The 17,858-nt window shown below is 63.7% G+C and carries 11 protein-coding genes and 3 tRNA genes; 3 read left to right on the top strand and 11 right to left on the bottom strand.

Translation table 11 applies throughout. The features are described 5' to 3' along the window. Positions 1-609 precede the first annotated feature (609 nt). The 4 genes from JS533_RS00770 to JS533_RS00755 all read right to left on the bottom strand — a co-directional run bounded on the left by JS533_RS00770 (position 610) and on the right by JS533_RS00755 (position 6,968). Entirely contained in the window at positions 610-2,364 is a 1,755-nt protein-coding gene (locus JS533_RS00770) for an ABC transporter family substrate-binding protein (protein WP_241512668.1), read from the bottom strand. 387 nt (positions 2,365-2,751) lie between these two features. After that, entirely contained in the window at positions 2,752-4,926 is a 2,175-nt protein-coding gene (locus JS533_RS00765) for a dipeptide ABC transporter ATP-binding protein (protein WP_241512667.1), read from the bottom strand. 24 nt (positions 4,927-4,950) lie between these two features. Then, complete coding sequence (locus JS533_RS00760) at positions 4,951-5,964, bottom strand: ABC transporter permease (protein ID WP_081892362.1); 1,014 nt, start codon at positions 5,962-5,964, stop codon at positions 4,951-4,953. A 20-nt stretch (positions 5,965-5,984) separates the two neighbouring features. Beyond that, the gene (locus tag JS533_RS00755; protein WP_033494125.1) at positions 5,985-6,968 is read right to left on the bottom strand and encodes an ABC transporter permease; all 984 of its coding nucleotides are present in this window, start codon (positions 6,966-6,968) and stop codon (positions 5,985-5,987) included. A 262-nt stretch (positions 6,969-7,230) separates the two neighbouring features. On the opposite strand from JS533_RS00755, the gene JS533_RS00750 reads away from it, so the two are divergent. Beyond that, positions 7,231-8,727, top strand: a complete 1,497-nt coding sequence (locus JS533_RS00750; protein WP_241512666.1) for a C1 family peptidase — start codon at positions 7,231-7,233, stop codon at positions 8,725-8,727. Positions 8,728-8,866: 139 nt separating this feature from the next. On the opposite strand, the gene JS533_RS00745 is transcribed toward JS533_RS00750, so the two are convergent. From JS533_RS00745 to metG, 3 genes are all read right to left on the bottom strand, one after another. Next, on the bottom strand, positions 8,867-9,844 hold the full coding sequence (locus JS533_RS00745; protein ID WP_033494121.1) for an aldo/keto reductase family protein: 978 nt from the start codon (positions 9,842-9,844) through the stop codon (positions 8,867-8,869). Positions 9,845-10,084: 240 nt separating this feature from the next. After that, positions 10,085-11,575 carry a sugar porter family MFS transporter gene (locus JS533_RS00740; protein ID WP_338010490.1) on the bottom strand — a complete coding sequence of 497 codons (1,491 nt, stop codon included), beginning with the start codon at positions 11,573-11,575 and terminating at the stop codon, positions 10,085-10,087. 917 nt (positions 11,576-12,492) lie between these two features. Further along, positions 12,493-14,355, bottom strand: coding sequence for a methionine--tRNA ligase (gene metG / locus JS533_RS00735; RefSeq protein WP_241512665.1), 1,863 nt, complete (start codon positions 14,353-14,355; stop codon positions 12,493-12,495). A 447-nt stretch (positions 14,356-14,802) separates the two neighbouring features. On the opposite strand from metG, the gene JS533_RS00730 reads away from it, so the two are divergent. Next, positions 14,803-15,504 (top strand): hypothetical protein, encoded by a 702-nt coding sequence (locus JS533_RS00730; protein ID WP_241512664.1) that lies wholly within the window; start codon positions 14,803-14,805, stop codon positions 15,502-15,504. Continuing rightward, positions 15,501-15,854 (top strand): variant leucine-rich repeat-containing protein, encoded by a 354-nt coding sequence (locus tag JS533_RS00725; RefSeq protein WP_241512663.1) that lies wholly within the window; start codon positions 15,501-15,503, stop codon positions 15,852-15,854. The genes JS533_RS00730 and JS533_RS00725 overlap by 4 nt, the downstream gene beginning before the upstream one ends. Here JS533_RS00725 and JS533_RS00720 read toward each other — a convergent pair whose 3' ends face one another. The 4 genes from JS533_RS00720 to JS533_RS00705 all read right to left on the bottom strand — a co-directional run bounded on the left by JS533_RS00720 (position 15,855) and on the right by JS533_RS00705 (position 17,805). Next, complete coding sequence (locus tag JS533_RS00720) at positions 15,855-17,135, bottom strand: metallophosphoesterase (protein ID WP_241512662.1); 1,281 nt, start codon at positions 17,133-17,135, stop codon at positions 15,855-15,857. A 113-nt stretch (positions 17,136-17,248) separates the two neighbouring features. Next, positions 17,249-17,323 (bottom strand) — tRNA-Gln (locus JS533_RS00715). A gap of 38 nt (positions 17,324-17,361) precedes the next feature. Further along, a tRNA-Glu gene (locus tag JS533_RS00710) sits at positions 17,362-17,434 on the bottom strand. Positions 17,435-17,732: 298 nt separating this feature from the next. Continuing rightward, positions 17,733-17,805: transfer RNA gene (locus JS533_RS00705), tRNA-Glu, on the bottom strand. Positions 17,806-17,858: the final 53 nt, after the last annotated feature.

The raw sequence follows: 17,858 nt of genomic DNA, 5'->3' as shown, positions 1-17,858 counted from the left end.
CCGCATTCTTGTTTGTTTGCTTGTAGTTACTGTGCGGCTTCTCCCACCGCACGCGGCATTCGCTGCCGCCACGATTCACGACCGTCGTGTTTCTCGAGTATTCCGCAACCGACGCTCTCCTCGCCGGCCGAAACCCCTGTTCGGATTCGCAAACGCCGTCTAGTCTATGCGAACGGCAGGTGATTTCAACCCGTTGATTCCGTGCGTGTTGCCGCGACTTTGCAACGATTCAACCCCTTTTCCGCCCGTCGCGAAATCAAGGATTCGCGCCGCGCGCGATGCCGCGTTTGCCAGCGGCACTGGTGTGCCGCATTCTCTCCCTCAGTCCGCCTGCGGCGGCCAGCTCCCTCGTCAGAGGGAGCTCCTGCGACATCAATGCCGTTGCATGGTATCGGCGCCGTCGGAGCCACAGGAGCCCCCTCGGCTGAGGGGGCTGTCAGCCGCTAGGCTGACTGGGGAGCGTCACGGCGCAATAGCGCCGTCAATACGCTCAGCATCGCGCGCAGCGCGATTCCGGATACAAGAAAGGGTCCCTGCAGCGAACTGCAGGGACCCTTCCCGATGCCCTAAGTAGAAGTTGGTTCCTCGCGCGTTATGCGCGGATCATGCTCACTTCTGCCAGCCGATGTTCTCCCAGTGCTTGGTCTGGAAGCCGGCGGGGCCGTAGTTGGCGAGGCCCTTCTTGACGGCGACGTAGCTCGGCGGGGTGTCCGTCGGGATGGTGCCGTAGAGCTCGAACGCGGCGGCCTCGGCCTTGTTGCCGGCCTCGACAGCCTTATCGTTATCTTCGATGGTGCCCGGGATGGCGGCGAGCTTGTCGACCTCGTCGGAACCGATCTGCGCGTAGTTGGACGGCGAGTCAGAGCCGTAGAGCTGGACGATGGAGGTCTGGCCGAACGGGTTGGTCGCGGTCCAGCCCATGCCCATCACTTCGTAGTTGTGCTTGGACATATCGTCGGACCACTGCGAGGTGGCGCGGTTGTCGACCTTCACCTTGATGCCGGCCTTCTTCATCATGGCCTGGTAGGCGAGGGCATTGGCCTTGGTGGTGGAGGAGTCACCGTAGTAGACGTAGGAGACCTCGACGGTCTTGCCGTCCTTCGCGTAGTAGCCATCGGAGCCGAGCTTGTAGCCGGCGTCTTCCATGGTCTTCTTGGCGGCGTCGACGCTGTACTTCTGGGCGTCGGCCGGGAGGTTGTTCTTGTAGCCCTTCTGGAACTGCAGGAAGACCTCAGAGCCCGGGCGCTCCGGGTTCCAGTCCATGCCCTGGTAGGCGATCTTGTTCCAGGTCTCGTTGTCGAACGCCTGGCTGATGGCCTTGCGCACGGCGATGTCCTTCAGGGCGCCGGCCTTGGTGTTGTAGGTGAACACGTAGGTGGCCAGCGAGTAGCCGAGGCGCAGCTGGATGTCCTTCATGCTCTTGATGGCGGCCAGGTTGTCCTTGGAGCCAGCGGAGATGGAGTCAAGCTCGCCGTTCTTGAAGGCGTTGAGCGCGGCGGCGTCCTCCATGTACTTGAAGGTGATCTTCTCCAGCTTCGGCTTCTCGCCCCACCACTTCTCGTTCGGGACGAACACGGTGCTGTCCTTGTCGGTGGACTGCACCTTGAACGGGCCGGCGGCCCACTCGTTGTGCGGGTTGTCGATCCAGCCGGAGGTGTAGGTCTTGGCGTCCAGCGAGTTGTGGTTCAGCAGGTTCTGGAACAGCGCCTGGTACGGATAGTACGGCTCGGAGAAGGTGACCACGGCCTGCTTGTCGCTGGTACCGGCCTTGACGCTGGCGATCTTGTCGTAGCCGTCGGTGGAAGCCGGGGTGTAGTTAGCGTCCTTGCCGTTGGAGGTCTTCCAAGTGGACTCGAAGTCCTTCCAAGTGATGTCGGTACCATCGTTCCACTTGGCCTTCGGGTTGATGTCGTAGGTCACAACCAGCGGATCAGAGCTGGTGACCTCGACCTTGGACAGGAAGTCCGGGTTCGGGGAGACTTCGCCGTCAGCGGTGTAGTCCCACAGCTGCGGCATGTAGAGCTGCCAGAAGGTGCCCATGTACAGCGTGTTGCCGTCGGTGTTCAGGGAGTTCCAGTTGGCGGTGTAGGTGGTGCCCAGCGTCAGGGTGCCGCCGTCCTTGATGTTGTCGCGCTCCTGCGGGTTGTTGTAGGTCTTGGACACGTCCGGGGTCGGCAGGGTGCCCTTCCAGTTGGCGATGTCGATGCCCTCGGCCGGCTCCTCCTGAGTGGAGGCGGTGGTGTTGCTGCCGTTGTCAGAGCTGTTGGTGTTGGAGTTGTTCGCACCGCAGCCGGACAGCAGCATGGCCACTGCCGACACGACGGCGCCAGCCGCAAACAGGCGCTCCTTCATCGAGTTAGTCATTGAATAATCCTCTCAATCTTCCACCGGCGGCGTATCGCAGCCGGCACCTCGGCCTTTCCCGAACGGCAAACCGTCCGAAGTGCAGTCGCCGCGTTGCCGCGGCGGCGCTCGCGTCCAGCCGACCGATGGGCTGTCCGCAATTCCGGGCCTGACTTTATCGCCCTTGTGTTAACAGAAATCGTTAACGTGGACGAAACCATCAAGTTCTGGGGTTCATTGTTCCTGACCCCACACCCCAACGGCTCGGAATGTCCACGAAGCGGATGCCCCTTGTCCATCTATGGGATAGATCACACGCCACCACAGCATCGTCGCAACATGCAAAAGCCCGGCAATCCCCGAAACGTTTCGGGGATTGCCGGGCTCATATCGGAGTATCACTCAGGCTCAGGCCATCGCGGCGAAGTGGCAGGCGACCTGACGGTCCTCGCCGGACCACTGGTGCAGCTTCGGCGGCTGCGTGTCGCACATGCGGCGCTGTTCCTCGCTCAGTGTAAGGCGCAGCGGGCAGCGGGACGCGAACGGGCAGCCCTCGATCTTCTCGGTCGGGCTGGGCAGTTCGCCCTGCAGCACGATGCGGTTGTGCGTGCGCTCGTACTGCGGGTCCGGCGCGGGCATGGCGCTCAGCAGGGCCTCGGTGTACGGGTGCAGCGGATGGTCGAAGATCTCGTCGGTCGGGCCGAGCTCCACGATGCGGCCGAGGTACATGACCGCGACGCGGCTGGAGATGTGGCGGATGACCGACAGGTTGTGGGCCACGAACAGGTAGGCGACGCCAAGCTTGTTCTGCAGGTCCTCGAGCAGGTTGATCACGCCGGCCTGAATGGACACGTCGAGCGCGGAGACCGGCTCGTCGAGCAGGATCAGCTGCGGGTTCACGGCAAGCGCACGCGCGATGGCGATGCGCTGACGCTGGCCGCCGGAGAACTGAGTCGGGAAGCGGTCGACCTGATCCGGGTTGAGTTCGACGAGCTTCATGAGCTCGTCGATGCGCGTGTTGATCTCGGCCTTGCTCTTGTGCAGCACCTTGAGCGGCTCGGCGAGGATGTCGTAGACGGGCAGACGCGGGTCGAGCGAGCTCATCGGGTCCTGGAACACGTACTGGACGTGGCTGTGCAGGTCGCGCTTGGTCTGGCGGCTCATCTTTTCGCCGACCTTCTGGCCGAACAGCGTGATCGAACCGGACTCGGGCTTCTTGAGGTCCATGATCTCGAGCAGCGTGGTCGACTTGCCGGAGCCGGACTCGCCCACGAGCGCGACGGTCTCGCCCTCGCGCACGTCGAGCGTCACGTCGTCGACGGCCTTGACCACGCCGATCTTGCGGCGCAGGAATCCGCCGGAAGTCAGCGGGAACGTCTTCTTCAAATCCTTGACGTCGAGCACCACCGCACGGTCCTCGCGCGGCACGCCGTCGAACTTGGACTTGATGCCCTCGCCCACCTGGTACACGTCGCGGAACGTGAGGTTCTTCGCAACGATCTCGCCGGAACGGTAGCAGGCGGCCACCTGGCCGTCGCGGCCGACCACGGGCAGCAGATCCGGCTCGGCGGTGCGGCACTTGTCCTCGGCCATGGGGCAGCGCGGCGCGAACGGGCAGCCCTTGGGCAGGTTGACGAGGTTCGTCGGCGAACCCGGGATCGGCACGAGTCGGCTGGACTTGCTCTTGTCCGGGCGCGGCACGGCGCCCAGCAGGCCCATGGTGTACGGCATGACCGGACGGTAGAAGATGTCGTCGACCGAGCCCTTTTCGACCGGGCGGCCGGCGTACATGATGATGATCTCGTCGGCGATGCCGGCAATCACGCCCAGATCGTGCGTGATGAAGATCAGGGCCGCGCCCGTCTCCTGCTGCGCCTTCTTGAGCACGTCGAGCACCTGAGCCTGGATCGTCACGTCCAGTGCGGTGGTCGGCTCGTCGGCGATGATCACGTCGGGGTCGTTGGCGATGGCCATGGCGATGACCACGCGCTGGCGCATGCCGCCGGAGAACTGGTGCGGATACGACTTGAGGCGCTCCTCCGCGTTCGGGATGCCGACGAGGGTGAGCAGTTCGATGGAGCGCTTGCGAACGTCCTCGGCGCTCATCTTCGGGTTGTGGATGGTCAGGGCCTCGGCCATCTGCTCGCCGATGCTGAACACCGGGGTCAGGGCCGAGAGCGGGTCCTGGAAGACCATCGCGATGCCCTTGCCACGGATCTTGCTCATCTCGGCGTCGGTCTTGGTGAGCAGCTCCTCGCCGTGATAGGTGATGGAGCCCTCGACCTTGGCGTTGGAGTCCAGCAGGCCCATGATCGACATGGACGTGACGGACTTGCCGGAGCCAGACTCGCCGATGATGCCGAGCGTCTCGCCGCGGTGCAGCTGGAAGTTCATGCCGCGCACGGCGCGGACGGTGCCGGCCTCGGAGGCGAAGCTGACGCGCAGGTCCTTGACCTCGAGCACCGGGGCGCTCTTGTCGTTCGGATCGTACGTCGACTTGCTCGCGAGCGTTTCGCTCGCCGCCGGGACGGCCGGGGTCTGGGCGGCGTCGGCCGCGGGCTTGGTTTTGCGGAACATATTCATGGTGATTGTCTACCTCACTTGGCCTTACTTGGCCTTGCCGCCGGAGCGGGAGTACGGGTCGATGGCGTCGCGCAGGCCGTCGCCGATCAGCTGGACGGAGAAGGTGACCATGATCAGCACGATGGACGGGAAGATGAGCACCCACGGGGCGGTGAGCACCACGGACTGGCCGTCGTTGAGCAGCGTACCCAGCGAGGTGTCCGGGGCCTTGATGCCGAGGCCGAGGAAGCTCAGCGAGGTTTCGGAGCCGACCGCACCGACCACGCCGAGCACCGTGTTGATGATGAGCACGGAGCCGAGGTTCGGCACGAGGTGGCGCAGGATGATGCGGAACGAGCCGACGCCCATGAACTTGGCCGCGCGCACGTAGTCGAGCTCGCGCAGGCTCATGGTCAGCGTGCGCAGGACTCGCGCGTAGCCGATCCAGCCGAACGCGACGAGGCCGAAGATCAGCCACAGCCAGCCGCTCATGCCGGCCGAGGAACGCACGATCATGGCGATGAGCAGGAAGGACGGGACGACGAGCAGCATGTCGAGGATCCACATGCCGATGCGCTCGACCCAGCCCTGGAAGAAGGCGATGGAGGTGCCGATGATCGCGGCGAGGATGGTGGTGCCGATGGAGCTGATGATGCCGATGGCGAGCGAACGGCCGAGGCCGCGGACCACCATGGCGTACATGTCGGAGCCGCCGCCGGTGGTGCCGAACCAGTGCTCGGAATTCGGCGCGGTGCCCAGCGACAGGAAGTCGAGGTCCTCGTAGTGCCACTTGCCGAACTTGGAGCCGACGAGGGCGAAGATGACGAGCAGGATGAGCATGACGAGGCCCACCACCGCGGACGGGCGGCGGAAGAAGCGGCGCACGTACAGCGTCATGCGGCCGGTGCGCTTGAACTCGCCTTCGGCCTTGTTGTTGCCGTCGACCGCCTTGGCCTCCTCGTCGAGGACGGCGTCGGCCACAGCCGCGTCCTGCGGGTCGAGGTCGAGCTGGGCTTCCGCGGTTTCGGATTTCGCGTTGTTCGCGTTGTCAGTTGCCATGATCGTTGTTCCTTTCCGCGTCAGCTCAGGCGAATGCGCGGGTCGAGCCACGCCGCGAGGATGTCGGCGAGCAGGGCGCCGGTCAGCGTGCACACGCCGCCGAACGCGGCGATGCAGACCGAGCCGTTGATGTCGTTGCCGTTGATCGCGGTCACGAAGTAGCGGCCGAGGCCGTTGACGGCGAACACCGTTTCGGTGATGACCGCGCCGGTGAACACGCCGGTGATCGAGAACGCGATGTTCACGGTGGTCGGGATGAGGGAGGTGCGCAGCGCGTGCTTGCGGATGGCCTGGTTGAGCGTCAGGCCCTTGGCGCGGGCCGTGCGCACGTAGTCGGAGTTCATCGAGTCGAGCAGGTAGGTGCGCTGGGTCAGGTGGTAGCTCACGGTGCCCGGGATGGCCATGACGATCGTCGGCAGGATGATGTGCTGCAGGAAGTCGAGCAGCCACAGGAACGGGTTGGAGCCCTGATACGACGACAGGCCCGTCACGTAGAAGATACGCGTGCCGACGCCGTTGTTGATCGCGATGGCGATGAGCACGACGAACAGGCCGAGCACGGCCGGCGGGATGACGAGGAAGAAGGTCGCGATGATGTTCAGCGTGCGGTCCTGCCACTTGTACTGGCGGATGGCCGTGTACACGCCGATGCTCACGCCGGCGACGATGCCGATGATCGTGGCGAGCGTGACGAGCTCCACGGACGTCCAGATACGCGACGCGATGGCCGGGCCGACCGGCGACTGGTCAGGCGCCAGACCCCAGTCCCAACGCGTGAAAATGGCCTTCAGCCAGCGGAAATAGCGGACGAGAATCGGGGTCTGGTCGTTGATGTTGGCCAGATCCAGCGAATGGTTGATGGACGCAATCGGCGGATGCGGATGACGATCCATATAGTTTGAGCGCGGATCCATGAACGCGCTGGCGAGGAAGTACGTCATCGACACTGCCACAAACAGCATGACGACATAGTTCACAATGCGCTTGACGATGTACTTGAGCACCTTCACCTCCCGAAAATGACTATAGGAATAATACCCCGGTCACTATGTCCCCAAAGTCGAATCCAACATGTGAGACGACCCATTGACACATAGTCGGAACGGCGGTATTGGCTCAACCCCCGCAAACTAAGGCCACAGGAACAGTTTGTAAATTTTTGGTTTCATCTTGCTGTAAGGGGCCGACCTAGACTGGCTGAGGCGCTCATTTGGCGACCATAGGTATTGACAAGACAGACCAAATCGTATATGGAGGCATGACTTCATGACCAGCGACGCATCGGCGATCAAGCCGGAACTGCTGCGCGAATACAGCGAGTCATTCAACAAGGATCGAGCGAACCTCATCGCCGCGGACGCAGCCGTCTCGGCGGGCGTGCTCAAGGCCGCCACGGACTACCGCGGCGTGCGCGAACTGCCGCGCGACTTCTCGGTCGAACTCAAGCAGGGATCCATCACCAACCAGGAGCACTCCGGCCGCTGCTGGATGTTCGCGTCGCTCAACACGCTGCGCTATGAACTCATGCACCGCTGGAACCTCGAGGACTTCGAGTTCTCCGAGACCTACCTGTTCTTCTGGGACGCGATGGAGAAGTCCAACACGTACCTCGAGAACGTGCTCGCCACGCTCGACGAGCCGACCGACAGCCGCACCTTCGACGCCGTGAACGCCGGCCCGTCCGACGACGGCGGCTGGTGGCAGATGTTCGCCGCGCTCGTCAACAAGTACGGCCTGGTGCCCAAGAGCGCATACCCGGAGTCCGCGAACTCGCGCAACTCCTCCGACTTCAAGCAGTACCTCAACTCCAAGCTGCGCGAGTTCGCGCGCGACCTGCGCCGCCGCCACGCCGCCGGCGAGGGCCTCGACGCACTGCGCACCGCCAAGGACGAGCAGATGTCCGTCGTCTACCGCTTCTGCGCGATCGCGCTCGGCGAGCCGCCGGCCAAGTTCGACTGGGCCGCGTACACCAAGGACGACAAGGACGGCAAGGACTGCTGCAAGTCCGACGGCAAGTGCGGCAAGCAGGACGGCTGCAAGTGCGGCGACGAATGCAAGTGCGAGGCCGACGGCAAGTCGTGCACGTGCGGCGAGAAGTCCGACGACAAGAAGCACTCCGGCATCGACGACCGTCCGGTCATCCGCGAAACCGGCATCACGCCGCTCGAGTTCTACAAGAAGTACGTTCCGGTCGACGTCAACGACTTCGCGTCGCTGTGCAACTCGCCGATGGCCGCCACGCCGTTCGGCAAGCGCTACGTCATCAAATTCAGCGCGAACGTCGCGGAAGCCGGCGACATGGAATTCGTCAACGTGCCGCTCGACGTGTTCAAGAAGGCCGCGATCGACCAGCTCACCGCCGGCCACCCGATCTGGTTTGCCTGCGACTGCACGCAGTTCGCGCTGCGCCACGACGGCTTCTTCGACCAGTCCGTCGTGCGCGTCGACCAGCTGTTCGGCACCGAGTTCACGCTCGACAAGGCCGACGGCCTCGAATACTCCGACAGCCCGAGCAACCACGCCATGACCTTCACCGGCGTGAACATCGAGGACGGCAAGCCGAACCGCTGGAAGGTCGAGAACAGCTGGGGCAAGGACAACGGCAAGGACGGCTACTATGTCATGTCCGACGCGTGGTTTGACCGCTTCGTCACCGAGATCATCATCCGCAAGGAATACCTCGACGACGCCACGCGCGAGCTGCTGACCGCCGAACCGGTCGTGCTCGAACCCTGGCAGCCGCTCACTAAGCGCTGCATCTGATCCCGACTCCCATTGGAGACAACGCAGCAAGGCCCCATTGCCACAACAGGCAATGGGGCCTTATGTATGTATGCGCGCAGCCGCAGGAGAGAAACGGCCGAAGCCGCACGGCCGTGCGCAAGTTTTAATCGGCTCCTAATCAGCCGATGTGGCGCTCGAAGCGCTTGAAGCCGAGGATGTCGTCGATCTGCTTGAGCGCGTCGGCCGGGATCTCCACACCGGAGGCGGCGATGTTCGACTCGAGCTGGCTCGGCTTGCTCGCGCCGACGATCACCGAGCTGATCACCGGCAGACGCAGGATCCACGCCAGCGCCAGCACCGGCATCTTCACGCCGAGCTCGTCGGCGATCTTGCTCAGCCGCTCGACCTTGTCGAGGTTCTCGTCGGTGAGCAGGTTGTTGATCTGGTGATCGGACTGCCACGTCGCACGCGAGCCGGCCGGCAGCGGCTGGCCCTTGCGGTACTTGCCGGTCAGCAGGCCCTGCGCGAGCGGCGAGAACGGCGTGATGCCGATGCCGTAGCGCTCGCACGTCTCGACGATCTCATGCTCGATGTAACGGTCGACCATGTTGTACTGCGGCTGGACCACGGTCAGCGGATGCAGGCCGCGCTCGGAGATGATGCGCTCGGCGCGCTCGAGACGCGCGGCGCTCCACTCCTCGGACACGCCGTAGTACAGGATCTTGCCCTGGTCGACAAGGTCGCTGAGCGCCTGCAGCGTCTCCTCGAGCGGCGTGGTCGTGTCGAAACGGTGGCAGTAGTACAGGTCGATGTAGTCGGTGCCGAGGTTCTTCAGGCTACGCTCGCAGTTGTTGAAGATGTGCTTGCGGCTGAGGCCACGGCCGTTGACGCTCTTGCCGGTGCCGAAGAAGACCTTGCTGGAGATGACCACGTCCTCGCGGTCGTGCTTGGCGATGAAGCGGCCGAGGAAACGCTCGGCGTCGCCGCCCGAGTACGCGTCCGCGCAGTCGTAGAAGTTGACGCCCGCGTCGAACGCCGCATCGGCGATGGCCATCGCGTTGTCGACGGCGGCGGTGTCCTCGAGGCGAGTCATCCAGCTGCCGAGGGCGATCTCGCTGACCTTGATGCCGGCCTTGCCTACGTTGCGATACTTCATGGTGTTGCTCCGTTTCCGGTGTTGCCCGTTATTCGTTGTATCCTCGCGCCGCATCGTTCGCGGCGCCGTTCTTGAATCGTGTCGTAACACACTGTAGAGGTTCAACCCCACTTGAACGCAACCCGGCGACACGCCGAACGCAAAAGCCCCCGCCGGATGGATTCCCTGCAAATCCGGCGGGGGCAGTCTTTGTGCGGAAGCGATCGCGCGCGGAAACGACCCGCGCGACGCGCCTCGGTCCTAGCGGCGGGTCATCTCCTCCTCGATCTCCTCGAGCGACTTGCCCTTGGTCTCGGGCACGAAGCGCATCACGAACGGAATCGACAGCAGCGAGAACACGCCGAAGATCGCGAACGGGCCGCCCACATTGTTGCCGAACGCGGCGAGCAGCATCAGGAAGAACTGGGAGACGATGAAGTTGCCCAGCCAGTTCGCGGCCGAACCGAACGACGAGCCGATGCCGCGCACGGACAGCGGGAAGATCTCGCCGATGAGCACCCACGCGATCGGACCCCACGAAATCGCGAAGCCGAGGATGTAGAACGCGATCAGGATCATCGTCGGCACGGCGAGCACAGCCACGTCGCCCACGAAGTTCATCACGGCGAGGATCGCGAGCGCGACGGTCATGACGACGGAGCCGAAGATCAGCATCTTCTTGCGCGGGAACTTGTCCATGATCATCGTCGCGACGATCGTGGAGACGAAGTTGACCACACCGATGCCGACCGACACCCAGATCGCGTCGCCTTCGGGGAAGCCGAAGCCCTTGATGAACACCTGCGGCAAGAAGTAGATAACCGAGTTGATGCCGACCAGCTGCTGGAAGAGCATGATGCCGACGGCCGCGACGAGCGCCGGCTTGGCGATGCGGAACAGTTCGCGCACGCCGCCCTTGGTGTCCTGCGCGGCGACTTCCTTGATCTCGTCGAGTTCGAGCTGCACCTGTGCCTGGTCAACATCCTTGCGGATGAGCGTGAGCACCTTGAACGCGTTGCGCTCGTCGCCCTTGTTCACCAGGTAGCGCGGGGATTCGGGCAGCAGCAGGCCGCCGATGAGCAGCAGCGCGGCCGGCACGAGCGCCGAGCCGAGCATCCAGCGCCAGTCGCGGACCCCAAGCAGGTTGTGGTTCAGGAAGCCGAGGTTGGAGGCGTACGCAAGCAGGATGCCGAACGTGATCATGAGCTGGAACAGCGTGGACAGCGATCCGCGGCGCTCCTTCGGCGCGAGTTCGGCGAGGTAGGCCGGGGTGAGCGCGGACGCTGCGCCGACCGCAAGGCCGAGGATGATGCGCGCGGCGACCATCATCAGGAAGCCGGTGGACGTGGCGCACATGCCCGAGCCGATCAGGAAGAGGATCGCGGAGACGATGAGCAGCTTCTTGCGACCGAAGCGGTCGGACAGCGCGCCGATCGACAGCGCACCCGCGCACGAGCCGATGAGTACGGACGACGTGATGAAGCCGGTCTGTGAGACAGTCAGGCCGAAGTCGGCCTCGATGAGCGGCGACGCGCCGGAGATGATGCCGGTGTCGAAGCCGAACAGCATGCCGCCGAGCGCGCCGAACGTGAAGATGAACGCGCTGTTCATCGGGAATCGCGTGGAGAACGCGCGCGATTCCGCCTGTTCGATCGCCGTCGCAGCCGCGTTCGCGCCTTCCGCCACGGTGTCGATCGTGTCCTTGAATTCGGTTGATTCGGTTGATGCCGATGATGCAGTCGTCGTTGCCATGTCCCGTCCTTCCGTCGTCTTTGATTTCGGCCGAAACGAAAAAAGACCTGAGACAACGCAGTGCGCATCATCGTCGCCGATGATGAGCTGCGCCGTCTCAGGTCTTGCCTCGTTCGGAGTAACAACCCTGTTCACTGCGTTTATGTTTGGTGCTTAACAGCATAAGGCCAGTCGGCCCGCGACACTCCGGGGAACAGAAAAATTTTGCAATCGATTACCCGCGGAATACCAACGTTTCTCAAGCATCACTTACGTCAATCGTTTGCCTTGCTTGCCGCACTGTTATAGGGGAACGGCGGCACCGGCGCAAGAGCACGCGCACACAAAAAGAAACCCGGCGGGAGAGAAAACCGCCGGGTGAGAGAGAAGAGAGAAGAAGGGTTTCAGTTATGGGGTCCTACCCGAACCTCGCCACCGGCCGTAACCGTTGACATGAACTATATAACCGCCGGTTTCTGTGAGGAACGATGCGCGTTCCTCACAAAATCCTGAGAACTCTGTGACGGGTTTGTGGGCTCTTCGCATTTTGGCATGTAAGGGCTGTTGGCTGATGATGCGTGGCTTAGTGTGTGCATGAACGGTACATGCATGCGGCTTATGACCGTGCTCAATGACCCGTCTATGCCCACGCTTCCGTATATGAACCGGATATGCCCACGATTATCAGACCAAATGATCCGCTTCCACCCACACCCGACACGGGTTCGGTCTCCGAACCGGTTTTCGGTGCGGATAATGATCCGCTTATGCCCACACCCGATATTGAATGAAACTGATTCACTGTGTCCGTCGGACGTGGTGTGGGCGGGCACGGTACATTTGTGCGATCGTGTGCACCAACCGTGTGCAATGCGGCGAGGGGCATCCGCAACTCGCGGATGCCCCTCGCAACGCCGGTATGGCGCCTGTCGGACTGCCTACTTGTTGAGCTCGGCCTTGGCGGCGGCGAGGCGCTTGGCCTCAGCCTCCTTGCGGGCGGCCAGCTCGGCGTCGAAGCGGGCAAGCTCTTCGGCCACGGCCTCCTGCGGGATCTTCGCGAAGATCGGCGAAGGCTTGGCCACCGGGGCGCCGACCACGATCTCCTCGCGCTGCCACGGGTGCACGGTTTCGCCCAGCTTGTAATCGCCGGTGATGATCGGGTATTCGAAGCCCGGCTTGTCGAGATCCTCGACCTCCTCGATGCGCGGCAGCGGCGAGAACGTGCCAGTGCCGCCGAGCGCCTCCCACACCTTCTGCGCAGAGTGCGGCAGGAACGGCGCAAGCAGGTGGTTCGCGTCGGACACGGCCTGCGCGGCCACGTGCAGCACGGTGCCGAGGCGCGCCGGATTGTCCTTGATCTTCCACGGTTCGGTGGCGGAGATGTACTTGTTGATGTCGCCGACGACCTTCATGGCCTCGTTCAGCGCGCCCTTCTGGCGATGATGCTCGATCAGGCCGCCGACGGTAGCGAACGCGGCGTTCGTCTCGTCGAGCAGCGCACGGTCCTCGTCGGTCAGGGACGCCTCGTCGATCGCCGGGATCTCGCCGAAGTTCTTGTTGATAAGGTTCGCGACACGGTTGACCAGATTGCCCCACGAGGAAGCGAGCTCCTCGTTGTTGTGGCGCACGAACTCGGCCCACGTGAAGTCGGAGTCGGAGGATTCCGGACCGGCCACGGAAATGTAGTAGCGCACCGCATCCACGGGGTAGCGGGCGAGGATGTCCTTGACGTAGATGACGATGCCGCGCGAGGAGGAGAACTTCTTGCCCTCCATCGTCATAAACTCGGAGGCCACGACCTGTTCGGGCATGTTGAGCGGGCCGTACTCGCCGGTCTCGCCGCCCTTGGAGCCCTGGCCGTTGTACGCGAGCATTTCGGACGGCCAAATCTGGGAATGGAACGTGATGTTGTCCTTACCCATGAAGTAGTAGGCCGGGGACGCCGGGTCGTTCCACCACGCGCGCCACGCCTCCGGGTCGCCCTTGCGGCGAGCCCATTCGATCGACGCCGACAGGTAGCCGATCACCGCGTCGAACCACACGTACAGCTTCTTGTTCGGGTTGTCGATCCAGCCGGCGACCGGAACCGGGATGCCCCAGTCGATGTCGCGCGTGATCGCGCGCGGCTTGACCTCCTTGAACAGGCCGATCGAGAAGTTGATGACGTTCGTCCTCCAGCCGGTGCGGGTCTTGAGCCACGCGAGGTTCGCGTCGGCGAGCGCCGGCAGGTCGAGGAAGTAGTGTTCGGTCTCCTCGAAGCGCGGGGTTTCGCCGTTGATCTTGGAGACGGGGTTGATGAGCTCGTCCGGATCGAGCTCATTGCCGCAGGCGTCGCACTGGTCGCCGCGCGCGCCGTCGGCGTGGCAGATCGGGCACTCGCCCTCGATGTAGCGGTCGGGCAGGGTGCGGCCGGTGGACGGCGAGATCGCGACCTTCTGCGTGCCCTTGTAGATGTAGCCGTTCTTGAGGCACTGCTTGAACAGCTCCTGCACCACGTGCTCATGGTTGCCGGTGGTGGTGCGGGTGAACAGGTCGTAGCTCAGGCCGAGGTCGCACAGGTCCTTGGCGATGACGCGGTTGTAGCGGTTGGCCAGCTCCTGCGCGGTCAGGCCTTCCTTTTCGGCTTCGACGAGGATCGGGGTGCCGTGCTCGTCGGTGCCGGACACCATCAGGACGTCGTTGCCCTTCATGCGCTCGTAGCGCGCGTAGACGTCGGACGGCACACCGAAGCCGGCGACGTGGCCGATATGACGGGGGCCGTTCGCGTACGGCCATGCAACATTCACCAGAATATGACTCATAGTCCCCGATTATCAGGCTCAGCGGGGACAGGGCCGGCCGTTCCGCCGGGCACGTCGTCGGCCGTCCTGTCGCGCGGACGCGGACGTCGTCGCGGCATACACGACGCATGTCGGCGGACGATCGACGACGGGCGGCAGATCGTCGCACGTCGTATCGTCCGCGCATCGTCGACTATCGCGGCGACCGTCGCGGCTACCGTCGCGACGAACTGCGTCGCGACCGCCTCGACACGCCCGGACCGACCGGCTCCGTCACGTCGCGACAGTCGCGGCATACACGATCCAATACCGTCGCACAGCCCCGGCAAACCGCGGAATCGCAACGAACGCGCGACTTTTCCACCGAATCGTCCACAGCGCGCGGCCCATCGCCGAAATTTATCCACATATCCACATTTTCGGCCGTCGCGCCGGTACGACCGTGATCGTGCCGATAGCGTCGGCATCATGAACGCATTCCACGAACGCAACGAACTCAACGAACGCAACGAACTCAACGAACGCAACGGGCGCGACGAACGCGCCAAGCGCGCCGCAGACAACCTGTCCGCGGCGCTGCCGCTGTCGATGCTGCCGCAGGACAAGCCGCCGACCGTCAAACCGCTGCTCGGCAGCAAGGAGCTGCCCGGGCCGCTCAGCCTGACGGCGCTGTCCGACTACGGCATGATGACGCGGCTGGACGACACGAACGGCTACCAGATGGACCATGCCGGCACGCTGTTCGGCCGCGCGTCGATCGCGGCCCGCATCGCGCCACGCAATACGACGATCTGCGCGCTCACCGCCGCATGGGTGTGGGTCGGCGGACGCTTTCCGGACACCGTGGACGTCATTTCGAAATCGCATTACCGGGCGACCGTGCACAATCGCCGCATCCGCGTGTTCAACCGGAGAAGCCCGCAGGAGCATGTCATGCGCGTCGGTGACGCGCGCGTCACCACGCCGACGCGCACGGTCTGCGATCTCGTGCTGCTGCCGGAATACCAGGAATACCAAGGCGGCGGCGAGACGGTGGATCAGCTGGTCATCGATCTGATGCTGGAATATCGCGTCAGCGCGCAGGACTGCCTGCACATCCTCGAGCACAATCCGTTCTGGCCGCACGCCACGTTCGGCCGCGCGCTGTTCGCCTCGTGGAACCGCACATGACCGGTCGTCCACGTCATAGGCATCGGCCCGCGGCCGCGTCCGAAGTCGCGCAGCGACTGCCGCAACGGGCCGCCACGGCAAACGCGAGAAGTGCGGGACGGCATGCGGCCGGCCAGTCGAGGCAATCGCTCATCGTCGAACCGCCCGCCCCGCCGATCGCGCTCACGCCGCTGCTCGCCTGCGATCCGGCGACCGATCCGGACATCCTGTGGCATATCGCGCGCGAGGCTCCCGAACTACGGCGCTGGCTCGTCGCCAACCCGAACGCCGACGCCGCGCTGCTCGAATACGTCGCGCAGACCGGCGGTCCGGGCGTCAACGCCGCGCTCACCGTGCTGCTGGACGGGTGACTACGAGAACAGGCCGCGCAGCGCGTCCCACAGGGTCTTCTTCTTCAGCAGATCCATGCCCTCGCGGTCCGACTTGACCGAGGCGATGTCGTACGAATACGCCTTGCCGGAACTCGGCTTGCCCACCAGATCGCCGTATTCGAGCAGCTGCGTACGCGGCCGGTGCGGATGCCGGATGTCGAATTCGAACAGCCGGGCCGCGCGCTTCCCCGCCGCCGGACCGTACGAGCCGAACCCGCAGGTCGGCGTGGCGACCAACATCAGCCCGTCCACCGTGCCGACGAACCCGTTGCGGTGATCGTGCCCGGCGGCCACGCCGAAGTAGCCGCCCGAATCGACGAGCATCACGAACTCGCCGCTGTCGTAGTCCGGGCAGCTGATCCCCTCCCCTAGGTAGCTGCCGGGCTGCGTTTTCGTTTCGTCAAGCACGTAATAGTGCGATTCCCACGCACGGTAGCCCTGGATCGCGCCGGCCGCGTTCGCTTCGACCGGCTTGAGCAGATCGTAGTACTGCGGCAGCGGCATGTGCTGGAACACCAGCGATTTCGCGCCGATATGCGACGGCAGTCGTCGCAGGAAGCCGAGCGTGCGCGACGACGGCTTGCCGTAGCCGCCTTCGGCCGAATAGTCGCCGGAGTTCGCGACGACAAGGCCGAGCACCGTGCGCGTGCGTTCCGCGTCCATGACCGGCAGCGCGAACGTGCCGGTTTCGCCGGGATAGACGAGCTGGTCGGCGAGTCCGGACTGCGGTACCGTGCGCGGATTTCGTTCGGACGAGTCGTCCGTTTCGCTCGTTTCGTCCGTTTCCGGCGGCGGGTTCAGACAGCCGGGGAACTCGCGGTAGATCGCATCGAGTTCGTCGACGTCGAGTCCGCACTGGAAGTCGTGGTTGCCGTACGTGACGGCGAACGGCACGCCGCGCCTGACGAGCGGGTCGACGAACGTGGAGATCATGCCGCGCACCAGTTCGCGCGTGCGGTCAAGATTGCCCGGTTTGACCGGGGTCCAGTGACGTTTGCGGAACGTGTCGGCGAAGGCCGGATCGTAGCCGGCGATCTGATTGCCGGTGAAGACGACGAGGTCGGGACGGGCCGCGTCCACGGCGGCCTCGATGAGTGCGATGGTGTCCTTGCTGACTTTCGGACCGTCCTGGATGTCCGCGAGCTGCAGGACGCGGAATTTGCCGGAATTATGGAATTGCAGGCGTCCCAGTCGCGCCGAGACCGATACGGGCCGCCCTTCGCCGCGCGGCCGCTCGTCGTTCTGATTCAGTTCCGTCATGACCTCAAGCGTAGCCCACGTCACTTAGCGTGTCGTGCCTTCACATGCGGCTGCATGCGGATACATGCGGCTGCGAAAAACAAAAAAACCCTCGCACGAGGCGAGGGTTTTATTGGCTGGGATGCCTGGACTCGAACCAAGAATGGCTGAACCAGAATCAGCTGTGTTGCCAATTACACCACATCCCAATTTGGCTGGCGTACCGACTCCGAAGAGCCAGTCGTCGTACCCCCAACCGGATTTGAACCGGTGTTGGCGCCGTGAGAGGGCGTAGTCCTAGACCGCTAGACGATGGGGGCTTGAGTTATCCGCTGTGCGGCGAACCGCGCAACGAGTGATAAATATACGCGAGGGTCCGTCTTTACGCAACTTACGGCGTGTCGCGCTATTTTCCAACGGTTTCGTGGCGGTTTTCTCTCACTGACGATGTCTCAGTGAGAGAAAACCGCCACTGGGACTTTGAGCGTATGACCGCACACGCATGGATCACAGATGATCGAACCGGCCGCCCGGCCGGTGGTGTCTCAGCTCACCGGCTCCTTATAGGTCGGAATACGAAAAGACCTCGGGCGCGTTGCCCGAGGTCCCTAGAAGAAGTACCCCCAACCGGATTTGAACCGGTGTTGGCGCCGTGAGAGGGCGTAGTCCTAGACCGCTAGACGATGGGGGCTTGAGTTATCCGCTGTGCGGCGAACCGCGCAACGAGTGATAAATATACGGGAA

Origin of the sequence: Bifidobacterium amazonense (genome assembly GCF_018555435.2) — a bacterium.
GTDB lineage: Bacteria > Actinomycetota > Actinomycetes > Actinomycetales > Bifidobacteriaceae > Bifidobacterium > Bifidobacterium amazonense.
This window is presented reverse-complemented; position numbering and strand designations above follow the sequence as displayed.